This window comes from Candidatus Sororendozoicomonas aggregata (assembly GCF_031528575.1).
GTDB lineage: Bacteria > Pseudomonadota > Gammaproteobacteria > Pseudomonadales > Endozoicomonadaceae > Endonucleibacter > Endonucleibacter aggregata.
The window spans coordinates 1-19485 of record NZ_JAVLSP010000024.1; the positions used below are offsets into that span (position 1 = coordinate 1).

General features: G+C 48.7%; 16 protein-coding genes. 7 read left to right on the plus strand and 9 right to left on the minus strand.

Annotation, left to right across the window (positions count from 1 at the left end):
• Positions 1 to 206 precede the first annotated feature (206 nt).
• Complete coding sequence (trxB, locus tag V4C51_RS06685; RefSeq protein ID WP_330925369.1) at positions 207 to 1160, minus strand: thioredoxin-disulfide reductase; 954 nt, start codon at positions 1158 to 1160, stop codon at positions 207 to 209.
• A 156-nt stretch (positions 1161 to 1316) separates the two neighbouring features.
• Here trxB and cysZ point away from each other — a divergent pair, with 156 nt between their 5' ends.
• Together cysZ and V4C51_RS06695 are read left to right on the plus strand one after the other, a co-directional pair.
• Positions 1317 to 2069 (plus strand): sulfate transporter CysZ, encoded by a 753-nt coding sequence (gene cysZ / locus V4C51_RS06690; RefSeq protein ID WP_330925370.1) that lies wholly within the window; start codon positions 1317 to 1319, stop codon positions 2067 to 2069.
• 3 nt (positions 2070 to 2072) lie between these two features.
• A complete protein-coding gene (locus tag V4C51_RS06695) occupies positions 2073 to 2414 on the plus strand; it encodes a histidine triad nucleotide-binding protein (RefSeq protein ID WP_330925371.1) in 342 nt (113 codons plus the stop codon).
• A 156-nt stretch (positions 2415 to 2570) separates the two neighbouring features.
• Here the strand turns inward: V4C51_RS06695 and V4C51_RS06700 are convergent, their stop codons facing one another.
• Together V4C51_RS06700 and V4C51_RS06705 are read right to left on the minus strand one after the other, a co-directional pair.
• Positions 2571 to 5699: an efflux RND transporter permease subunit gene (locus V4C51_RS06700; protein ID WP_330925372.1), complete on the minus strand. Its 3129-nt coding sequence runs from the start codon at positions 5697 to 5699 to the stop codon at positions 2571 to 2573.
• 1 nt (position 5700) lies between these two features.
• The gene (locus V4C51_RS06705) at positions 5701 to 6888 is read right to left on the minus strand and encodes an efflux RND transporter periplasmic adaptor subunit (protein WP_330925373.1); all 1188 of its coding nucleotides are present in this window, start codon (positions 6886 to 6888) and stop codon (positions 5701 to 5703) included.
• Between the two features lie 822 nt (positions 6889 to 7710).
• Here V4C51_RS06705 and V4C51_RS06710 point away from each other — a divergent pair.
• The 3 genes from V4C51_RS06710 to V4C51_RS06720 are packed head-to-tail and all read left to right on the plus strand — an operon-like array spanning position 7711 to position 10455.
• On the plus strand, positions 7711 to 8409 hold the full coding sequence (locus V4C51_RS06710; RefSeq protein WP_420797636.1) for a response regulator: 699 nt from the start codon (positions 7711 to 7713) through the stop codon (positions 8407 to 8409).
• Between the two features lie 9 nt (positions 8410 to 8418).
• The gene (locus V4C51_RS06715; RefSeq protein WP_330925374.1) at positions 8419 to 9801 is read left to right on the plus strand and encodes an ATP-binding protein; all 1383 of its coding nucleotides are present in this window, start codon (positions 8419 to 8421) and stop codon (positions 9799 to 9801) included.
• A gap of 18 nt (positions 9802 to 9819) precedes the next feature.
• Entirely contained in the window at positions 9820 to 10455 is a 636-nt protein-coding gene (locus V4C51_RS06720) for a hypothetical protein (protein WP_330925375.1), read from the plus strand.
• 313 nt (positions 10456 to 10768) lie between these two features.
• Here V4C51_RS06720 and V4C51_RS06725 read toward each other — a convergent pair whose 3' ends face one another.
• Both V4C51_RS06725 and V4C51_RS06730 read right to left on the minus strand, forming a co-directional pair.
• Complete coding sequence (locus tag V4C51_RS06725) at positions 10769 to 11410, minus strand: pseudouridine synthase (RefSeq protein WP_420797637.1); 642 nt, start codon at positions 11408 to 11410, stop codon at positions 10769 to 10771.
• Positions 11407 to 11607: a DUF2788 domain-containing protein gene (locus V4C51_RS06730; protein ID WP_330925376.1), complete on the minus strand. Its 201-nt coding sequence runs from the start codon at positions 11605 to 11607 to the stop codon at positions 11407 to 11409. Before V4C51_RS06730 ends, V4C51_RS06725 begins: the two co-directional genes overlap by 4 nt.
• Before the next feature lie 584 nt (positions 11608 to 12191).
• On the opposite strand from V4C51_RS06730, the gene V4C51_RS06735 reads away from it, so the two are divergent.
• Positions 12192 to 12545: a hypothetical protein gene (locus tag V4C51_RS06735; protein WP_330925377.1), complete on the plus strand. Its 354-nt coding sequence runs from the start codon at positions 12192 to 12194 to the stop codon at positions 12543 to 12545.
• 16 nt (positions 12546 to 12561) lie between these two features.
• The gene (locus tag V4C51_RS06740) at positions 12562 to 13533 is read left to right on the plus strand and encodes a hypothetical protein (protein WP_330925378.1); all 972 of its coding nucleotides are present in this window, start codon (positions 12562 to 12564) and stop codon (positions 13531 to 13533) included.
• Positions 13534 to 13854: 321 nt separating this feature from the next.
• On the opposite strand, the gene V4C51_RS06745 is transcribed toward V4C51_RS06740, so the two are convergent.
• The 4 genes from V4C51_RS06745 to V4C51_RS06760 are packed head-to-tail and all read right to left on the minus strand — an operon-like array spanning position 13855 to position 19481.
• Complete coding sequence (locus V4C51_RS06745; RefSeq protein WP_330925379.1) at positions 13855 to 15801, minus strand: acetoacetate--CoA ligase; 1947 nt, start codon at positions 15799 to 15801, stop codon at positions 13855 to 13857.
• A gap of 37 nt (positions 15802 to 15838) precedes the next feature.
• Positions 15839 to 16705, minus strand: coding sequence for a hydroxymethylglutaryl-CoA lyase (locus V4C51_RS06750; RefSeq protein ID WP_330925380.1), 867 nt, complete (start codon positions 16703 to 16705; stop codon positions 15839 to 15841).
• Entirely contained in the window at positions 16705 to 18684 is a 1980-nt protein-coding gene (locus tag V4C51_RS06755; protein WP_330925381.1) for an acetyl/propionyl/methylcrotonyl-CoA carboxylase subunit alpha, read from the minus strand. The genes V4C51_RS06750 and V4C51_RS06755 overlap by 1 nt, the downstream gene beginning before the upstream one ends.
• Complete coding sequence (locus V4C51_RS06760) at positions 18681 to 19481, minus strand: enoyl-CoA hydratase-related protein (RefSeq protein WP_330925382.1); 801 nt, start codon at positions 19479 to 19481, stop codon at positions 18681 to 18683. The genes V4C51_RS06755 and V4C51_RS06760 overlap by 4 nt, the downstream gene beginning before the upstream one ends.
• Positions 19482 to 19485: the final 4 nt, after the last annotated feature.

A 19485-nucleotide genomic window follows, 5' to 3' on the forward strand; every position in this document is an offset into this window, starting at 1 on the left:
TCGTCAAATAGCCCCACTATTATCCTCAGAAGCAGAAATTTTTATCCTCAATTTCTCGTAATCCTCGCTACGGGCGCTATTCTCGGTCAGGCTCCTAGTCCACAGAATAGACCATCGAAAATCACAAGTGGCCCACGACAAGGTGTTGACGCTTACACATACCGGGTTGATGGATGATTTTTGTCCATCCACCACAGGGTTTGACATTAAGGGCTTAAATTATCGATATACTTCTCCGCATCCAGTGCCGCCATGCAGCCGGTACCTGCGGAAGTGACAGCCTGGCGGTAAACATTGTCCATCACATCACCCGCGGCAAATACTCCCTCAACAGATGTTTGAGTGGCATTGCCCGTAAGACCACTGTTAACGGTAATATAACCGTCTTTCATATCGAGCTTACCTTCAAAGATACCCGTGTTAGGGGCGTGACCTATGGCAATAAAGACACCGGTAACATCAAGGTCGGTCTTTTCCTGGGTATTTTTGTTTTTTATACGCAAGCCGGTAACCCCTAATTCATCACCGAGAACTTCGTCCACTTCGCTGTCCAATACCAATGAGATATTGCCGTTTTTGACCTTTTCCATCAGTTTGTCCTGCAGCATTTTCTCTGCACGGAATGTTTGCCGACGGTGAATCAGTGTTACCTTTTCAGCAATGTTGGCCAGATACAATGCTTCCTCAACGGCTGTATTACCACCGCCAACAACAGCCACATGACGATTACGATAGAAGAAACCGTCACACGTCGCACAGGCCGACACGCCCCTGCCCTTAAACGCTTCCTCGCTCTCCAGTCCCAGATAACGGGCGCTTGCGCCGGTGGTAATAATCAGGGCGTCACACGTAAAGGTGTTGGCCCCCTTGAGGGTGAAAGGGCGCTTACTCAGATCAACGTCTTCAATATGATCAAAGATAATTTCTGTCTCAAAGCGCTCGGCATGTTCCTGCATCTGCTCCATCAGAGCAGGCCCCTGCAAGCCTGCTTTACCCGCTGGCCAATTTTCCACATCGGTCGTGGTGGTCAGCTGCCCCCCTTTTTGCATGCCAGTGACCATCACTGGCTTCAGATTAGCGCGCGCCGCATAAATAGCAGCCGTATAGCCGGCAGGACCCGACCCCAGAATTAACACTTGCGCATGCTTACTATCACCCATCGAGAAAACTCCTGAAAAGGGCTAAAATTGCGATAATAATAGCGATAACAGCGGAATAGGGGAAATTGGAATTGATGATAAAGAAATAGTCGATTTCTATAGTGTTTCAAATCCAATAGACTATTGTTTTTTATCTGGCAACAAGCATTAACGGTAATGAACAATAATACCCCTGACCTGACAGGCCCCGGTTTTTTCGCAATGGGGCTACGAACTATTTTCGAGCCAGCCCTGCGCTGGTTTGTGCTTTGGCCAATTTTAATCAATGTCGTGGTATTCGCTGGCCTGGCTTACTGGGCTGTCTCCCAATTTTCCGGGTGGCAGGCGTCCATTGTGGCCGGATTACCGGGCTGGTTAAGCTTTCTGGAGTACCTGCTGATTCCCCTGTTTGCCATCGGTGCCGTACTCATGGTTTTTTTCACGTTCACGGTGGTGGGCAATTTTATTGCCGCGCCGTTTAATGCTATTTTGTCGGAAAAAATCCAGCAGCGAGAAGGCGCGCGATTGCCAGAAATGCAGCTAAAGGACTGGCTTGCCATGGTACCTAAAAGCATGGCGCGTGAGTTCAGAAAGCTCTGTTACTACCTGCCAAGGGCCATAGCCCTGATCGTGCTGTCTTTCATTCCCGTCATCAACCTGATATGTCCAGTGCTGTGGTTTTTGTTTAACGGCTGGATGATGGCATTGCAATACTGTGATTATCCAGCCGATAACCGCCAGGTTTCCTTTAATACCATGATGGCGCGCCTTAAACAACATAACCCTCAGTCCTGGACACTGGGCGCGACGGTCAGCCTCGTGATGCTGATACCGTTTGTGAATTTAGTCATTATGCCGGCAGCCGTGGTGTCTGCCACGCTGTTCTGGGAGCGTAGAATAGAAACCAGCAAGGGAGAGGAGGGAGAGTAATCAATGAGCTGCCTGTTTTGTAAGATGGTGACGGGTGAGATTCCCACTGACAAGGTTTGCGAAGATGACGATGTATTGGCATTTAACGATATTAACCCGGCTGCGCCCACACATGTTCTGATTATTCCAAAAAAACATACCAGCACGCTAAATGATGTGTCTGGGCAAGACCAGCTACTATTGGGAAAAATCATGGTAAGGGCCAGTCGTCTGGCTGAAGAACTGGGCATTGCTGAGGAGGGCTATCGGGTAGTAATGAACTGTAACCGCAATGGCGGGCAGTCTGTTTATCATATCCACCTGCACTTACTCGGAGGCCGTGCCATGCAATGGCCTCCGGGCTAGGAGCCTGACCGAGAATAGCGCCCTTAGCGAGGATTGCGAGAAATTTTTAGACCAATTTATCGCGACCGCGGTAGGGTAGTCTATTCTCGGTCAGGCTCCTAGCGCTTCGTTTCAGAACGTTCAACCCTGCCAGTAGATAATACTGGCAGTTTTTTATTACCGTATTGCCGCGTCTTTGTTAAAAGATTCCCGCATTTTTTGCAGAAGATAATAAAAGACAGGAACCAGCAACGTGCCCAAAATGGTCGCGGCAATCATGCCTGACATGACCGTGATACCGATGACACGTCGACTGGCAGCACCTGCGCCACTGGCCATTACCAAGGGCAGTACCCCCAAAATGAACGAGAACGCTGTCATTAATACCGCACGGAAGCGCAACTCGGCAGCATCACAGGCAGCATCAAAAATGCTTTTGCCCTGGGCGCGCTGCTCCATGGCAAACTCCACAATCAATATGGCTGTTTTTGCCGCAATACCTATGAGAAGCACAATGCCGATCTGCGCGTAAATATCATTGGCAATACTGGGAATCAGCTGCCTGGCCAGATTCAGACCAGCAAATGCGCCAAAACTGGCAACAGGCACAGCCGTCAGAATCGCCAGTGGCATATTCCAGCTTTCATATTGCGCGACCAGGAACAGGTAAACAAAAATAAGAGCCAGTCCAAACAGTATTGGCGCGAGACCTCCTGCTTCAATTTCCTGTTGTGATTGGCCGGACCAGGCAAAGGTATAGCCATCGGGCAGTTTGCTCGCCAGTGCTTCCATGGCGCTGATCGTATCTCCTGAGCTGAAGCCACTGGCAGCCTGTCCGCTGATAGTAGCAGAGCGGTGCAGGTTATAGTGGTCGATACTGCTTGGCCCAAGGGTGGGTGTCAAGCTGGCTACCGTTGTTAGCGGCACCATTTGGTTGTTGTTGTTGCGCACATAGAAATGGCTTAAATCAGCGGGACTGGTTCTAAACTCGCTTTCTGCCATCAGCGTTACCTTATAGGTGCGGCCAAATTTATTGAAATCATTGACATACAGCGAACCTAGCTGGGTTTGCAGGGTGTTAAAGATTTCAGCAAGGGGGATACCCAGTGTTTTCGCTTTGTTCCGGTCAACTTCCAGGTAATACTGAGGGATGTTTGCCCGCCAGGTGCTGAATGCCCGACCAATCTCCGGGCGCTGGTTAGCAGCTATAACCAGACCATTAAGCACCTGGGCTAGCTCTTGTGGTGAACGACCCTGTGTATCTTGCAGACGGAAATCAAACCCGGAGGAAGACCCTAACCCTGGAATGGACGGGAAGGCAAAGGCCATAGCCTGCGCGTCGGGCATAGTGAACAGCTTCATTTGTATTTTACGCAGTATCATGGACTGGTGCAGCGCTTTTCCGGGTCGTTTCGCCCAGTCATCCAGGATAGCGATGGCAAAGCCACTGTTTGAGTTGGCGCCACTCATCAAGCTAAAGCCTGAGACCGAAATGACGTTTTTAACGCCGGGTTCTGACTTCATCAGGTTGACGACTTTCTCCAGGGTGACTTCTGTGCGGTTAATAGAAGCCGCATCAGGAAGCTGAAGGTCAACCACAAAAAAACCCTGGTCTTCTTGAGGGACAAATCCGGTGGGTGTTGATGAGAACATCCAACCTGTGCTTGCCAGCAGTACGCCCAGTAAGCCTATACCCAGCACTGACCGTCGAACCAATGCCGTCACCCAATGCTTATAACCACCGGTGGCTTTTTTGATGGCGCGGTCAACGGGCGCCAACCATTTTACATGCCCCATTTTTTCTTTTTTGAGCAGTACAGCACACAGCGCGGGACTCAACGTTAAGGCGTTCACTGATGAAATCAGTACAGCAACAGAAATCGCCACGGCAAACTGAGAATAAAGTCCACCCGTAATACCCGGCATAAAACCGACGGGGACAAACACGGCGAGCAATACCAGTGTTGTCGCGATGATCGGCCCGGTCACCTCTTTCATGGCTCGGACGGTGGCCGCTTTAGGCGCCATACCTTCTTTATTAATCAGACGCTCAACATTTTCAATAACAACAATCGCGTCATCGACCACCACGCCAATGGCCAGTACTAACCCAAATAGCGTAATCGTATTGATTGAGTACCCCAATACGCTCATTACCGCAAAGGTGCCGATCAGGGAAACGGGGATGGCAATGGATGGTATCAGTGTTGCCCGCCAGTCCTGAAGGAACAGAAATACTACCAGAATAACCAGAAATACCGCTTGCAGCAGGGTTAAGACGACCTCCTTGATGGACTCATCAATGAACTTGGTGGTGTCGAACGGGATACCATAGCTTATTCCCGCTGGAAAGTTCTTGGCCAACGAGTCCATGACCGTTCTGACTTCTTTGGCAATCTCAAGGGCATTGGCATCAGACTGTTGATACAACACCAAAAAGGCGGTGTCTTTATTATCGAGCTGAGCATTACCGCTGTAATTGGCAGAACCCATTTCAACACGGGCGACATCTTTGAGGCGAACAATAGAACCGTCCGGTTTCGCGCGGATAATAATATTGGCAAATTGTTCTGGCTCTTGCAGGCGCCCTTGTGTCTTGATGGTATACTCAAACTGCTGATCGGGTTCATTAGGACTCTGACCCAGTTTGCCGGCAGCGACAATGGTGTTTTGCTCGTTAATGGCGTTTGAGATGTCAGAGGTAGTGATATCCAGCGAAGCCATCCGGTCAGGGTTCAGCCAGACGCGCATACTATACGTTTTGTCACTCATAACCTGCGCTTTTGCCACGCCATTGATTCGACTGAGAGGTTCTACCAGGTTATTGGTGGCGTAGTTACTGAGATAAACACCATCCATCGTTGGGTCGCTGGAGGTCAGGTTGACACCAAGCAACATGTTGGATGATTGTTTTTGCACCGTGATACCCAGTCGACGCACCTCTTCTGGCAAAGAGGGCTCAGCAATGGCTACCCGGTTTTGCACGTTCACTTGCGCTATATCTGAGTCACTGCCAGACTCAAAGGTCACCGTGATTGACGCAGTGCCATCACTGCCCGCTTGGGAGCTGATGGAGAGCATATTCTCTACCCCGTTGATTTGCTTTTCAATGGGGCGAATGACGGCCTGCTCAACAGTTTCCGCATCAGCACCGGGATAGGTTGCCGAGACTGTTACCTGCGCGGGCGTAATATCAGGGTACTGGGCCACCGGCAGAGTAAATATGGCAATAATACCGAGCAGTGTGATGACAATGGATACGACAAAGGCAAACTTGGGTCGATTAATAAAAAATTCACTGATCATTTTATGCCCCTTTATTGGAAGCCGGAGGCTCCACAATAGTGCCTGTTTCAGGGTTGATGGTCACGACAGTGGGGGTAACGGGGGCATTTGTTTTCACTTTCTGTAAGCCATCGACGATAATTTTTTCTCCGGACTTAAGGCCGCTATTGACTGCCCACATAGGGCCAATACGTTGGCCCATGGTGACTTGACGAATCTCAACCTCATTCTTGTCATTAACGACCAGAACAAATCGTCCGCTCTGGTTCTCCTGGACCGCAAACTGAGGGATAACGGGCTTTAGCTCCTTATCCTTGGACTCTGCAATCAGGGTAACGTAAAGACCCGGGTATAAAATACCTTCTGGGTTAGGGAAAGACGCCCTGACATTGAGCGTTCCTGTGGTTTCATCAACACTGGTATCAGCAAAGTTAAAAGTGCCTGGCTCATTGTAAGTGGCACCGTTGGGTAATTCCAGGGTGAGCTTAAGCGCATCTGCCGGGTCCCCCTGCTTTTCCTGCATGCGGTAATTCAACAGTTCCTGATCATTAACCTGAAAGTTGACATAGATCGGGTCAACGCTGGTCAACGTTGCCAGTGGTTCACTGGTAGGGGACACGAGATTGCCGACACTGTACCGGGCTTTACCAATTTTTCCGGTAAACGGTGCTGTAATTTTTGTATAGCTCAGGTTCAGTTTTGCCGTTTCAACGGTGGCTTTCGCGGCGTCAACAGCAGCGGCTGCCCGGTCTTTTTCACTGACTTTCGTGTCCAGGTCAGCTTGACTGATATGGCCTTTTTTAAACAGATCCTGGCTGCGGTCAAGATCTTTTTGTGCTTTTACCAGCGTCGCTTCTTTACTGGCGAGATCTGCCTCAGCTTTATTGAGGGAGACAAGATAAGGCTTTTGGTCAATTTCGAACAATAGCTTGCCTTCGTCAACCAGTTCGCCTTCAATGAAATCACGCTTATCGAGGAAGCCCTCTACACGGGTTCGCAAGTCAACCTGTCTGGCCGCTTTTGTCCGGGCAACAAACTCATGGGTATTGCTGACCTCCTGATTGGTCACTTTGATAACGGAAACACCCGGTGGTGGCATTTTGGCGTGTTTTTTCTCCTCGCTACATCCTGCCAGGATCAGTGTTGATGTTATAAAAAAACTTGTTACTAACCAGTTTCTGTGTTTAAAGCGTTTGACTATCGAGTTCATCGATACCTCCGTAGGAAGAATTCAGACAGCTATCTGTAAAAATTGAACAAAGTGTGGAGTTAGGACGGTCAGGAGTCCAGCAAAAAAACAGTTAGTGAGCTATAAGAAGCCGTCTTAAAAGTCATGCTCCTACTGCGGCTACGATAAATGGGGCTAAAAAGCCGCTTTTGTTCGTCAAATAGTCCCGCTATTCTCCTCACAAAAGCGACTTTTTATCCGCCATTTCTCGCGGTCCTCGCTACGGGCAGACTTTTAAGACTGCTTCTAAGAACTCCGTATTCTTCAAAAGGGTACAGATAAAGAGCTGGATTATAGAGAGTTGTATATTTTGTTAATAGCACTATTGTGCATTAATGGTGCTGATCCACTGGCTTTTATTCACTCCTGATGCAGCGCTGAAGAAAGCTAATGACTTTTTATACGCTTAAACTCTGGGTTTACACGAGGTTTACGGGGTGCGTGCACTCAGTGGATACGATCCTGTTTACCATGAAAAAACAAGCAGGCACTTTGTTTCAGGCCCGTTGAGTCCGCCTGGAACTGAGTATTAGCTTAAGTCCTGCTAATCTTATGAGAAATGTTCTGGTCATCTTGACCTGCTGATAATGGTAATACCATCTATCCTGATGGCGTCAACTTGACATAGGGTAGCGATGCCCGCAACAGTCCATTTCGCCGTTTAGCTGGGAAACGAACAGCGCTCTGCTCTGGCTGCTCGGCAATTGATCTGAACCGTGCGAGTATCGAAGTTGTCGTCATAAGGCGTCCCCATGATCCATTGTGCGTGCTTTTGGGTAATTTTTTCTGGAATCAGGTAAACCAATGATGAGTGAAAATATCAGGCTGCTATTGATTGATGATGATATTGAATTATGTGACTTGCTGGTTGAGTTCCTTGGTACGGAAGGATTTCACCTGAGTGCGGTGCACGATGGCGAGTCTGGTGTTGATGCCGCGCTGTCAGGTGATTACGCACTGGTTCTGCTGGATGTAACGCTCCCCAAGCTCAACGGCTTTGATGTGCTGAAAAAAATCCGGCTGGAGTCAGATATCCCTGTACTGATGCTGACTGCCAGAGGCGATGACGTAGATCGGGTCATAGGTCTTGAGTTTGGCGCTGATGACTATTTACCAAAACCGTATAATCATCGCGAGCTGGTAGCACGTATCAAAGCTATTTTGCGCCGGGGTCGCCCCTCACCTCAGGATGCCGCTGCCAAATTTTTGCAGCTCGATGATATCAGCCTGAACCTGTCTAACCGGGAAGCAGCTATTGACGGTGAGCCTCTGGAGTTAACCGCGACAGAGTTTCAGGTATTACGCTCACTGATTGAAAAAGCCGGAGAGTTGATCTCAAGGGATGATTTGACACAAATTGCCCTGAATCGCCGTCTGACACCTTACGACAGAGCTATTGATATGCATGTGAGTAATGTCCGAAAAAAAATTGGCACTCGAAAAGATGGACAGCAACGAATCAAAACTGTCCGAGGGGCTGGCTACTTTTATATCCGCCCTTAGGAAATCAACATGAGTCCTACTCGTAAACGTTTGGTTAGCTGGCACTTGCGAAGCCTGTTCTGGAAAATTTTTCTGTGGTTCTGGCTAACCATGGTTGCCATGCTAGTGGCATTGTTTATCACCTTTGCCGCTACTATGGACCCGTCTGACTTCCTGTCTGAACGACGGGCTCTGTTCAGGGAACTTGAGCTGGCGGCGGGCAAAATGGAAAGCCTGGCTCAGTGGTCTGTTACCTTTTCTCTGCCGAGTTATCCCGGCAGCAATTATTACCTGTTTGACAAGCAAGGTAATGTTCTTGGTGATACGCTAATCTCAGACGGTTTATTAAGCGCTTACGAGACGACACGGCACAACAAAATGCCGGCCATTGTCTTTAAAGGGGGCTTTTTAGTGGTTGGCCCCAGTCAAGTAATACTGAACGATTCGCCGTATCAACTGTACCTGACTAAAGAAATGCCTCGCCTTGTCCATTGGCGAATTCGTTCCGTGCTCGACAGTGAGTGGCAGTTAGTGCTGATGGCGCTCAGCGTAAGTTTCTTACTGTGCCTGATTTTGTCGCGCTATCTGGTAGGACCTATCAGACAACTACAAAGTGCTTCCCGCAAACTGGCCTCGGGGGATTTAACGGCCAGGGTTGGCAGGAAGGTGACTCGAAGAAATGATGAACTGGGCGAGCTGGGGCTGGATTTTGATGTCATGGCCGAGCAGTTGGAGTCATTACTGAGAAGTAAAGAGCGGTTGCTCCGGGATGTCTCCCATGAATTACGCTCCCCCCTGACGCGGCTACAGTTATCATTGGCGCTGGCTCGACGAAAAACGCCTGACGCTATTTCCGAGCATGACCGAATTGAACGTGAAATAGAACGACTGGATCAGCTGATCGGTCAAATTATTCGTTATTCACGGATGCAACATGGCGTGGCTGACCAGGCTTGGGAAATGTTCAACTTGAGCAAACTGGTCAAACAACTGGTTGATGATGGAGACTTTGAAGCCCAGGCTTTTAATAAAGCGGTTATCCTGGTGGATGAGTCAGACATCAGTATTCGTGCGGTTCGGGACTTTATGTCCAGCGCGGTTGAAAACATCATTCGTAATGCCATTCGTTTTACCCCTCAAGACACCAGTATTGAGGTGTCTTTGTCACGGGTAAATTCGGAGGTTATTATCTGTGTTAGAGACTATGGACCTGGTGTGCCGGAAGAAACCCTTGAGCACTTGTTTGACCCTTTTTTCAGAGTGGACGAGACGCGTGGTAAAGAGAATAATGGCACTGGCCTTGGCATGGCCATTGCGCGGGGCGCTGTGGCATTACATAAGGGCGTCATTGTCGCGAGCAATGCGAATCCGGGATTTCGGGTTGAAATACGTATCCCGGCCACGTGTGACTGATAACCAGCAGGTGAGCTAATGGTGTTGAGGTTTTCACAGAACAGCCGTTTTTTTACTGGATTGTTCCCCTTGTGTGGCAACGCTGGTAGCGCAGCGCTAATAATAGGAGCGCTGGTGATACCCCTTTTACTCCAGGGGTGTGCGGAAAAAACAACACAGAGCTTGAGCCAGCGTCAGCTACAAACCCTGATTGATGACAATTTTTTATCACCGCGCATTTTGCCGCTGAGTATTGCTCCTTGGGTTGGCGCTCAACTGTACATCAAAACTCCCCAGGTGACTGTTCGTGACGACGGACAGCCCCTGGGATTTTCCATAGCAGGCCTCATTGATGTGGATTTTATGGGAAACGCTGTGAAAAAGCGCTTGCCCATACAGCTAACAGGTGTTGCTGATCTCATGTACGACAGCAAAGAGCAGGCCTTTTTCTTTCAAAATATTCAACTGCAAGAAGCGCACCTTAAGATAGATATAGTCATGTTTGAAACGCTTATTATTGAGCAGCTAAGAAAAGCCATCACAAAAGCGTTGGCAACGCTGGCCATTATTCCTTTGAATGACGCGTCCGCCTTGCTGAAAAGCATTGCAGGGCGCGCGGTCAGCGTATCGACAGCGTCTGGTGAGCTACGACTGACGTTCAAAGAGCCGTCTTAAGCCCTTGGAGCCTGTCAGGCTTAGAAGCAGTCTTAAAAGTCATGCTCCTACTGCGGCTACGATAAATGGGTCTAAAAAGTCGCTTTTATTCGTCAAATAGTCCCGCTATTCTCCCTACAAAAGCGACTTTTTATCCGCCATTTCTCGCAGTCCTCGCTACGGGCAGACTTTTAAGACCGCTTCTAAGCTTTCGAGCATAAAACTCAGTAGAGCGAGTCAGATTTTTCGATGGATTTGTGCGAATAGTTGACCTATTTAAGCAAATTCATCGGAAAATATGGCCGCTCTTTCTGGATTTCAGGCCGAAATTGCCTTAATTCCGACAGGCTACTTGGGTATTAAGGGTACGCCACTGTCCCGGGCTTAAGCAATCAAGTGACCATGGCCCGATGCTGATGCGAATCAGACGAAGGGTTGGGTGACTGATAGCGGCGGTCATCCGCCTCACCTGACGGTTTTTTCCTTCATAAACGGTAAGTTCCAGCCAACTGTCTGGAATGGACTTGCGTTCTCTGACGGGGGGTATTCGAGGCCAGACAGCCGGTGCTGAAATAAGGCGCACTTTGGCTGGCCGGGTGATACCGTCTTTCAGGGCAATCCCTTCTTGTAATTGCCTGATGGCACGCTCATTGGGAATGCCTTCCACTTGCGCCCAATACGTTTTTGCCATTTTTTTCTCGGGCGAGGCAATGCAATGCTGCAGCTTTCCGTTATTGGTCAGTAGTAGTAAGCCTTCACTGTCACGGTCGAGGCGTCCGGCAGGATAGATGTTTTTGACCGGAATAAAGTCTTTCAGGGTCTGGCGGGACTCGGTGTCAGTGAATTGTGTTAACACATTAAAGGGTTTATTGAAGGCAATAAGCAGCGTATCTTCGATTTTTTTGGGGGCGATTTTTTTTGGGGAGCCCCCTTTGCCACGTAACCTGCGAGGGCGCGTCATTTGCCTCATACTCATATTATCACTTCGTAAATCACGATTTTGATTAAAAAGCCCAGCACGCCCAGACAGAGGGCGCCAAAGAGGATCATTGTGCCCAGTTTTCCGGCCTTTGATTTTTTAGCCAGATCGTACACGATAAACCCCATAAACAGCACCAGGGCTGAGATTAACACTTGCGTACTGACGGTTTCTACCGTTGCTATATCCATCATTTTCATTCCTGTTGCAGAGTATGGTCGCTGAGCAAGTTATAAGGATCTTATGGAATGATTACAAGTGCTTAGGAGCCTGTCGGGCTTAAACTTTCGAGCATGAAATTCAGTAGAGCGAGTCAGGTTTTTCGATGAATTTGTGCGAATAGTTGATCTATTTAAGCAAATTCATCGGAAAATATGGCCGCTCTTTCTGGATTTCAGACCGAAATTGCCTTAAGTCCGACAGGCTCCTTAGAAGCAGTCTTAAAAGTCTGCCCGTAGCGAGGACCGCGAGAAATGGCGGATAAAAAGTCGCTTTTGTGAGGAGAATAGCGGGACTATTTGACGAACAAAAGCGACTTTTTAGACCTATTTATCGTAGCCGCAGTAGGAGCGTGACTTTTAAGACTGCTTCTTAGGGCTGGGTTTCAGAAAATACCAACAATCCCTCATGCCTGTCTTTGCGCGAATGATCCTGAATTGGGGATGGTGCTTTATGGCTGATTTTTGTCATACCCCCCCTAAACTCTTTCTATGAAGCTAAATATTTGCTGTTATCAGTCGATCATTGTTTGGATATTCCATACACAGGGTAATAGACCGTGGCTCAGACAATAAAAAAAATCAATAAAGATAAGCTGCTAAAAAGCAGTGGCTATGTGCAAAGAGCAGCGAAGTCAGTGCTTGAACAGGCGTATGAGGCGCTGGAACAACAGGAGGCTTTTTTTAATCAAGCAGGAGTAACGGGGGAACAGGTAAAAGTGTTTCTGAGTCAGCAGCGTTTGCCTGATAAGGAAAAAGAAGCGCTGGATCTTTGGAAAGCCGCGTTTACTAATAGCCAACATCAGCTAGCAGAACGGGTCAAAAAAGACATGCGGGAGGCTAGAAAACTGCTGAAAAACAGACCGCGCAGTCGGCAATCAAGTGGTTTAAGGCGCTGTACAAAAATCTTTTAGATGGAGAAATAAATCGATGAGCTACGGTAACATTGATATACCCACAGGGAACATAGTATTCGATCCGGCCCTTGATCCAAACAAAAGCATGATGGATTACTCCTCTGATGCCTATCTTCAGCGAGGCAATGTACTGGATGAAAATGTTCGGTATCTGGTTAGAGAAATTGAACAGTCAAACGCTTACCTCGAAGAAATTAATAAGTTAATGGCAGAAGCCAATCGTGTCATTTATAACTCCGATAATTACGTCGCAACAACCTGGCAAACGGATTTTGCACCCGCTACAAACCCAAAAACAGTAGTACTGAGTAATGGCTATAACCTTGCTATTGACGGCAATAACCAATTCAGTTTGAAAGATAAAGATGGGAATACATTAACCTATCAGGCAGGAAATCTACAGCGAATACCAGCAGGAGAAACAGCGTCTGTTGGCGATATCAGTGTCAGCACATCAGGTAATACGACACTTGTCCTGGATGATTCAACAAAAATTACGCTGATTCCAAACGGTAACAATGGTATATCCAGCCTGGTCATTACCAGAGGGAATCAGGCGCTAACCATTAATGGTATTGATGGAGCGCCTTCAACAGCGGGTCCCGTTTTAAATGGGAATGCTGACAGTAATCATAATGATGGGGATGTCTATTTGGAAAACACTGGTGTTCATGAACTCTGGTTAGGGGTTGGCAATGAAAATAATTATGGAACTGGAAATGGCATATTAACGGCTGAGCAAGAAGCCTTTATCCGGGGGCAGCTCAACATTGATATTGACTTGCCTGAACCCATGACAACGCAAGCCTGGAACACCTTGAAATCGGAATTAACCCTGGTTCGGGACAATTTGACAGGAAGTAATCAGTTGCAGACAGTTTTACTGCAAAGTGCCTTGACCACATACAATCAAAACTATGACGCTATGTCTAATACGCAGAACAAGATTTATACCTTATTAAAAGACATTATTGGCAAGGTATAAAAAGAGACTGTAATTAAAATTGTGTAAACGCTCGTCGTTAAAACTCCAAAGAGGAGAATAACAATGAGCGTTACCCTCGACGATAAACTAATCGATCAAACAGCTTGCATTTTTTGCTCTTAATGGCCCTATCAAATTTGTTATTCATCAACCCTTAGACGACTGTCTTATTTTTGGGATGGATTTGAGTATAAATAAATTGTGTAGTGGAGCTAGCCCGGATATTTCATAAACATGCTCCTGTCCGATTGACCAGCTTATGCTCTTGAAAATGGGCAGTTATGCCGCAGTTAGAAAAGGCCACTGGTATAACCGGTATTATCAGGTAGACAATTCTTCTCGCTCCCTGAAGTAAGCAAGTGCTTCGGGGTTGGCAAGGGCTTCCTGATTTTTTACCGGTCGGCCATGAATGATTTCCCTGACCGCCAGCTCTACAATTTTGCCACTGACAGTGCGGGGAATATCAGCGACCTGGACAATTTTTGCTGGCACGTGCCGAGGGCTGGCATGGGTACGAATGGTCTGTCGTATTTTCTCCAATAGCGCCTCAGACAACAAAACCCTTTCACGGAGTTTCACAAATAACACCACCCGGACATCGCCATTCCAATCCTGACCCACGGCCAGAGATTCCAGCACTTCACTGACTTTTTCCACCTGCCGGTAAATCTCAGCCGTACCAATACGGACGCCGCCGGGATTGAGAACCGCATCGGAACGACCATGAATAATGATCCCGCCATCATCGGTAAGCTCACCATAATCACCATGAACCCAAATCCCGTTGAATCGATTAAAATAAGCATCATGGTATTTTTTGTTGTCAGGATCATTCCAGAACCCAACGGGCATTGCCGGAAAACTTGAAAGGCAGGCAAGCTCGCCTTTTTCATTGATAACAGACTGACCGTTGTCGTTCAGAAAGTGAACATCCATACCTAAACCCCGGCACTGGATCTGCCCCCTGCGAACAGGCAGAATTGGGCACCCCAACACAAAGCAAGAGATAATATCCGTGCCGCCGGAGATGGACGACAGGCAAAGATTCTTTTTAATATCACGGTACACATAATCAAAACTTTCGTGGGCCAGTGTCGACCCTGTAGAAAGCAGGGTTCGTAATGCCAATAATTGGTGTGTTTTATCAGGCTTTGCCCCTGCTTTTTCCAGGGCGCTGATATATTTGGCACTGGTACCGAAGACAGAGACTTCCTCTTCATCAATAATATCCATTAATGCGGTAGGTGAAGGATAAAAAGGTGAGCCGTCAAACAACACCAGTGTAGCGCCCAAAGCTAACGCGGATACCTGCCAGTTCCACATCATCCAGCCACAGGTGGTGAAATACAACAATCGGTCGTCTTTTTTAAGGTCTGTATGCAACCCCAGTTCTTTGACATGCTGAAGCAGTGTGCCACCGTGGCCGTGCACAATGCATTTTGGCACACCGGTTGTCCCGGAAGAATAAAGAATAAACAGCGGGTGGTTAAACGCTACCGGCTCAATATGCAGTGTCTGATGATGATTGTCCAAAAAACGACTGTAGCTGAGGGTTTTCTCTTTTTGAACGGTAACGCTATCTCGAATAAATGGCACAACAACAGACTGAGTGATGCCGGGAATGGCTTGTTGCAGCGCGTCGAGCTTGGGCAAACAGTCGATGGTTTTACCGTTATAGTAATAACCATCAACCATAACCAGTACTTTTGGGGTAATCTGACCGAATCGGTCAATAATGCCCTGCAAGCCAAAATCCGGGGAGCACGATGACCAGATGGCCCCGAGCGTTGCCGTAGCCAGCATCATAATGACGGTTTCAGGGCAGTTTGGCATAACACCTGCCACACGGTCCCCTTTAGTGACGCCTGCCTTGATCAATCCGCCTTGCGCTGCCGTGACGGCCTCGGTCAAATCAGCAAACGATAAGACCACGCGCTTGCCCTGTTCGCCTCGAAAAATAATGGCACTTTGGTTGTCTGCGCGCCGTAACAAATGTTCGGCATAATTCAGTGTTGCACCCACAAACCACGTTGCTCCTGGCATTTTGTCGTTTTTCAGGACAGCTTCTGCCGGGGCGTGGAATTGGATGTGAAAATATTCCACGACAGATGACCAAAACTCCGCCCTGTGTTGAACACTCCAGTGGTGCAACGAGTGATAATCAATACCAGTGAACCCCTGCCGGGTTCGAACATGTTGCATAAACTGAGTCAAGGTTGACTGTTCAATACGCTGACGGCCTGGGAACCACATAACCTCTGTCATCATTATTTCTCTTGGTGTGCGGATTTATCAGGAGGCGTTTTTATCGGTAACTTTTCACAAACTGTACGACTGTCTTAAGGTATTGAGCATTAACACCGGTTTTAATGCCCATACCCTGCAACATATATAGCACTTTTTCGGTGGGAACATTGCCTGATGCGCCCGGTGCATAAGGGCAACCACCAAGGCCACCCACAGCCGCATCAATAATGGCAACGCCTTCTTCCATCACAGCATACAAGTTGGCCAGAGCCTGACCGTGGGTATCATGGAAGTGGGCCGCTATTTTGGCGATCGGCACTTTTTCGGCAACGTTTGTCACCACCGCTTTGGCCTGTAATGGCGTACCAATACCGAGGGTATCCCCCAAAGAGACTTCATAGCAACCGATATCAATGAGAGCCTGACTCAAATCGGCGACCTGAGCCACCGGGACATCACCATCATAGGGACAACCCATGACACAAGACAAGTAACCCCTCACAGGAATACCAGCCTTTTGTGCTTGTTCAATCACGGGGTTGAATCGATTGATGCTCTCGGCGATGCTGCAGTTAATATTGTGCCGGGAAAACCCTTCGGAGGCAGAACAAAAAACGGCCACTTCATTCGCGCCCGCTGCCAGGGCATCTTCAAAACCTCGCAAATTTGGCGTTAGGGCACTGTAGATAATGCCCGGCTTGCGTTTAATGGCTTTAAAAACCTTATCAGAATCAGCCATGGCAGGAACCCGCTTCGGTGAAACAAAACTCCCCACCTCAATATGCCGTAAACCCGCCTCTGTCAGTTTATCCACCAGAGCCACCCGGGTTTCTACAGGTAACACCTGGCTGATATTTTGCAGTCCATCCCTCGGGCCCACCTCAACAATTTTTACCCGCGACGGAAAATCACCAGACACTTGCATCAGCTCTCCTCCCCGAAAGCTAGCAATAAAGCACCGGCATTGACCTGATCACCGGCGGCACAACAAAGCTGTTCGATTATCCCCTCATGGGGCGCTTTAATGCTGTACTCCATTTTCATTGCTTCCAGTGTCAGCAACAGTGCACCTTGGGTAACGGTCTCGCCAGCGGCCACATTCACATGGGTGATTAATCCATTCATGGGCGCGGTAATGGTTTTCTCGGTGTCCGCGCTGGCCGACAGCCTGCAACCAGGCAAGCCGATAACGAGGGAATAACCTGAGACAAAAACGTGGAGTTGCTGTCCAGGCTGGGGTATAACACGTCCTTTATATGGCCTGTCAGCCACAAACAGCTGACCCGAGAGTCCTTCGGTTTCTGGTTGCCATTTTACCGTGATGACCTCTTCGCGCTCACCACAACTAACGGAAAATGCGTCAAGTCTGTTATCCACAGGCGTCACTGTGACGGTAAAGGCATTACCTTCCACGGTAAAATAAAAAGGCGTCTTGCGCAGATTATATAAAGCGTGGGATGTGCATTCATGCTTCGTCGTATAATATTGGTACAACCCGGCAAGGCTTAACAGTAATTCCTGCTGATCACAAGTCAGGGTTATCTCCTGCACATGGTCTTCTATAAATGTTGTGCACAGTTGTGCCTGGCGAAAAGCAGGCTGATTGAGTAATGACAACAGGTAGTTTCGGTTATCAGCCAATCCCGCCTGAAAAGTCTCTGACAGTGCCCCCACTAAATGGTCAATGGCCTGTTCACGTGTATCACCTTTAGCGATCACTTTTGCCAGCATCGGATCATACCAGCTACTCACTGTGTCGCCTTGGACCACGCCGGTATCGACGCGAACGGTTTCACTGGCCTGTGGCCAGCTTAAGTGATTGAGCCTGCCAGCAGAAGGCATAAAACCCTGGGCAGGGTCTTCAGCGTAAAACCGCGCTTCAATGGCATGCCCCTGACAGACTAACTCATGCTGTTGCAATGGCAGCTTTTCACCGGCAGCAATCCGCAGCTGCCAGGCCACCAAGTCCAACCCTGTTATGTATTCTGTGACCGGATGTTCCACCTGCAGCCGGGTGTTGACTTCCATAAAATAAAAGTCATTACCAGCGAGCAGAAACTCAACGGTGCCTGCTCCTTCGTAATGGAGTGCTTTACCGGCAGCAACGGCTGCTTCACCCATGGACTGGCGAACAGTGTCTGATACATTGGGGGCCGGTGCTTCTTCAATGACTTTTTGATAGCGACGCTGGAGGGAACAATCCCGGTCAAACAGGTAAATCCCCTGACCATGACTGTCAAAAAAGAGTTGCACTTCAATGTGACGGGTTTCACTCAGGTAAGCCTCCAGTAACAGCGTGGGATCGCCAAAAGTTGACTGTGCCTCTCGTCGAGCCGCCTGAATATTCTCCAGCAACTCTCCTTCAGCCGTTACCACCCGCATACCTTTACCACCGCCACCACTGGCTGCTTTAATCAGCACAGGAAAGCCAATAGCCAGTGCCTCTTGTATCAGGGTTTGATCGGTCTGATCATCACCGTGATAGCCTGGAATCAAGGGGACACCCGCTTTAGCCATAATGGCCTTTGCCTGGCTTTTTGACCCCATAGAGGCAATGGCAGCTACCGGTGGCCCGACAAATCGAATCCCCCTTTGCTGGCACGCCTGAGCAAAGGCCGCATTTTCTGAGAAAAAGCCATAACCCGGGTGAATACTGTCAACATTCGCCTGTTCAGCGATGGCTAATAAGCGATCGCTGTTCAGGTAACTTTCTGATAAGGGGGCGCCACCCAGATGGTAGGACTCATCGGCCATTTGGGTATGTTGCGCCTGCGCGTCAGCGTCAGAATAGACGGCCACGGTGGTAATACCCATGCGCCTGGCCGTGCGAATAATACGACAGGCAATTTCACCCCGATTGGCAATCAGCAACCGGCACACTTTATTACGGCGTGTGTTGATCATGAGGCATCCCATTTGGGTTTGCGTTTATCAAAAAAAGCACCAAGGCCCTCTGTGGCTTCTTCGGTAATCCGAATAGCCGCAATACGTTTAGCGGTCAATGCCATAAGCTCATCAGAGAACGGCTGGCGCGTGACTTCCCCCATCATCTTTTTAACGTTGTTGTGTGCCACCGGCCCTCCTTTTAACAGGTGACTCACCAGGGTATCCACGTGATGATTCAGCCCGTCAAGGTCACAAATCTGGTGAACCAGACCCAGGGCGTTGGCCTCGGTTGCATCAAAGACTTCCGCCGTTAAAAAGTAACGCCGGGCCTGCCGTGCCCCCATGGCACTGATAACGTAGGGGCTAATGACAGAAGGGATCAACCCCAGCTTCACCTCGCTGAAACAAAAGCGGCTGTTATCGGCAGCCACGGTAATGTCCGAAGCGGCTATTAACCCCAGGGCACCCCCATAAGCAGCGCCTTGAACAGCGGTAATCACCGGTGCTGGAAACCGCGACAGTCGCTTGAGAAAACTGGCGAGTTTTAAAGCATCCTGGTAATTCTCCTGCTGTGTCAGGGTTTGGGCTTTTTGCATCCAGCCGATATCCGCGCCCGCTGAAAAGTGATTCCCCCGGGCGCGTAATATCAGCACGCGCGCGTCCTCTCGCACCAGTGCCTGAAGTGTATGATCAAGCTCGCTGATCAAAGCCTCATCCAGGGCATTATTGACCTTCGGTCGATTAAGCGTCAGTTCAACAACACCATGGCTCGCACGGTTTACCAGTAACTTTTTATCGGGCATGTTATCTGTCATGGGT

Excerpts from the sequence above, each read along its gene's own strand:
- trxB (WP_330925369.1), bottom strand. The coding sequence starts at position 1,160 with ATGGGTGATAGTAAGCATGCGCAAGTGTTAATTCTGGGGTCGGGTCCT.
- cysZ (WP_330925370.1), top strand. The coding sequence starts at position 1,317 with ATGAACAATAATACCCCTGACCTGACAGGCCCCGGTTTTTTCGCAATG.
- V4C51_RS06695 (WP_330925371.1), top strand. The coding sequence starts at position 2,073 with ATGAGCTGCCTGTTTTGTAAGATGGTGACGGGTGAGATTCCCACTGAC.
- V4C51_RS06700 (WP_330925372.1), bottom strand. The coding sequence starts at position 5,699 with ATGATCAGTGAATTTTTTATTAATCGACCCAAGTTTGCCTTTGTCGTA.
- V4C51_RS06705 (WP_330925373.1), bottom strand. The coding sequence starts at position 6,888 with ATGAACTCGATAGTCAAACGCTTTAAACACAGAAACTGGTTAGTAACA.
- V4C51_RS06710 (WP_420797636.1), top strand. The coding sequence starts at position 7,711 with ATGATGAGTGAAAATATCAGGCTGCTATTGATTGATGATGATATTGAA.
- V4C51_RS06715 (WP_330925374.1), top strand. The coding sequence starts at position 8,419 with ATGAGTCCTACTCGTAAACGTTTGGTTAGCTGGCACTTGCGAAGCCTG.
- V4C51_RS06720 (WP_330925375.1), top strand. The coding sequence starts at position 9,820 with ATGGTGTTGAGGTTTTCACAGAACAGCCGTTTTTTTACTGGATTGTTC.
- V4C51_RS06725 (WP_420797637.1), bottom strand. The coding sequence starts at position 11,410 with ATGAGTATGAGGCAAATGACGCGCCCTCGCAGGTTACGTGGCAAAGGG.
- V4C51_RS06730 (WP_330925376.1), bottom strand. The coding sequence starts at position 11,607 with ATGATGGATATAGCAACGGTAGAAACCGTCAGTACGCAAGTGTTAATC.
- V4C51_RS06740 (WP_330925378.1), top strand. The coding sequence starts at position 12,562 with ATGAGCTACGGTAACATTGATATACCCACAGGGAACATAGTATTCGAT.
- V4C51_RS06745 (WP_330925379.1), bottom strand. The coding sequence starts at position 15,801 with ATGATGACAGAGGTTATGTGGTTCCCAGGCCGTCAGCGTATTGAACAG.
- V4C51_RS06750 (WP_330925380.1), bottom strand. The coding sequence starts at position 16,705 with ATGCAAGTGTCTGGTGATTTTCCGTCGCGGGTAAAAATTGTTGAGGTG.
- V4C51_RS06755 (WP_330925381.1), bottom strand. The coding sequence starts at position 18,684 with ATGATCAACACACGCCGTAATAAAGTGTGCCGGTTGCTGATTGCCAAT.
- V4C51_RS06760 (WP_330925382.1), bottom strand. The coding sequence starts at position 19,481 with ATGACAGATAACATGCCCGATAAAAAGTTACTGGTAAACCGTGCGAGC.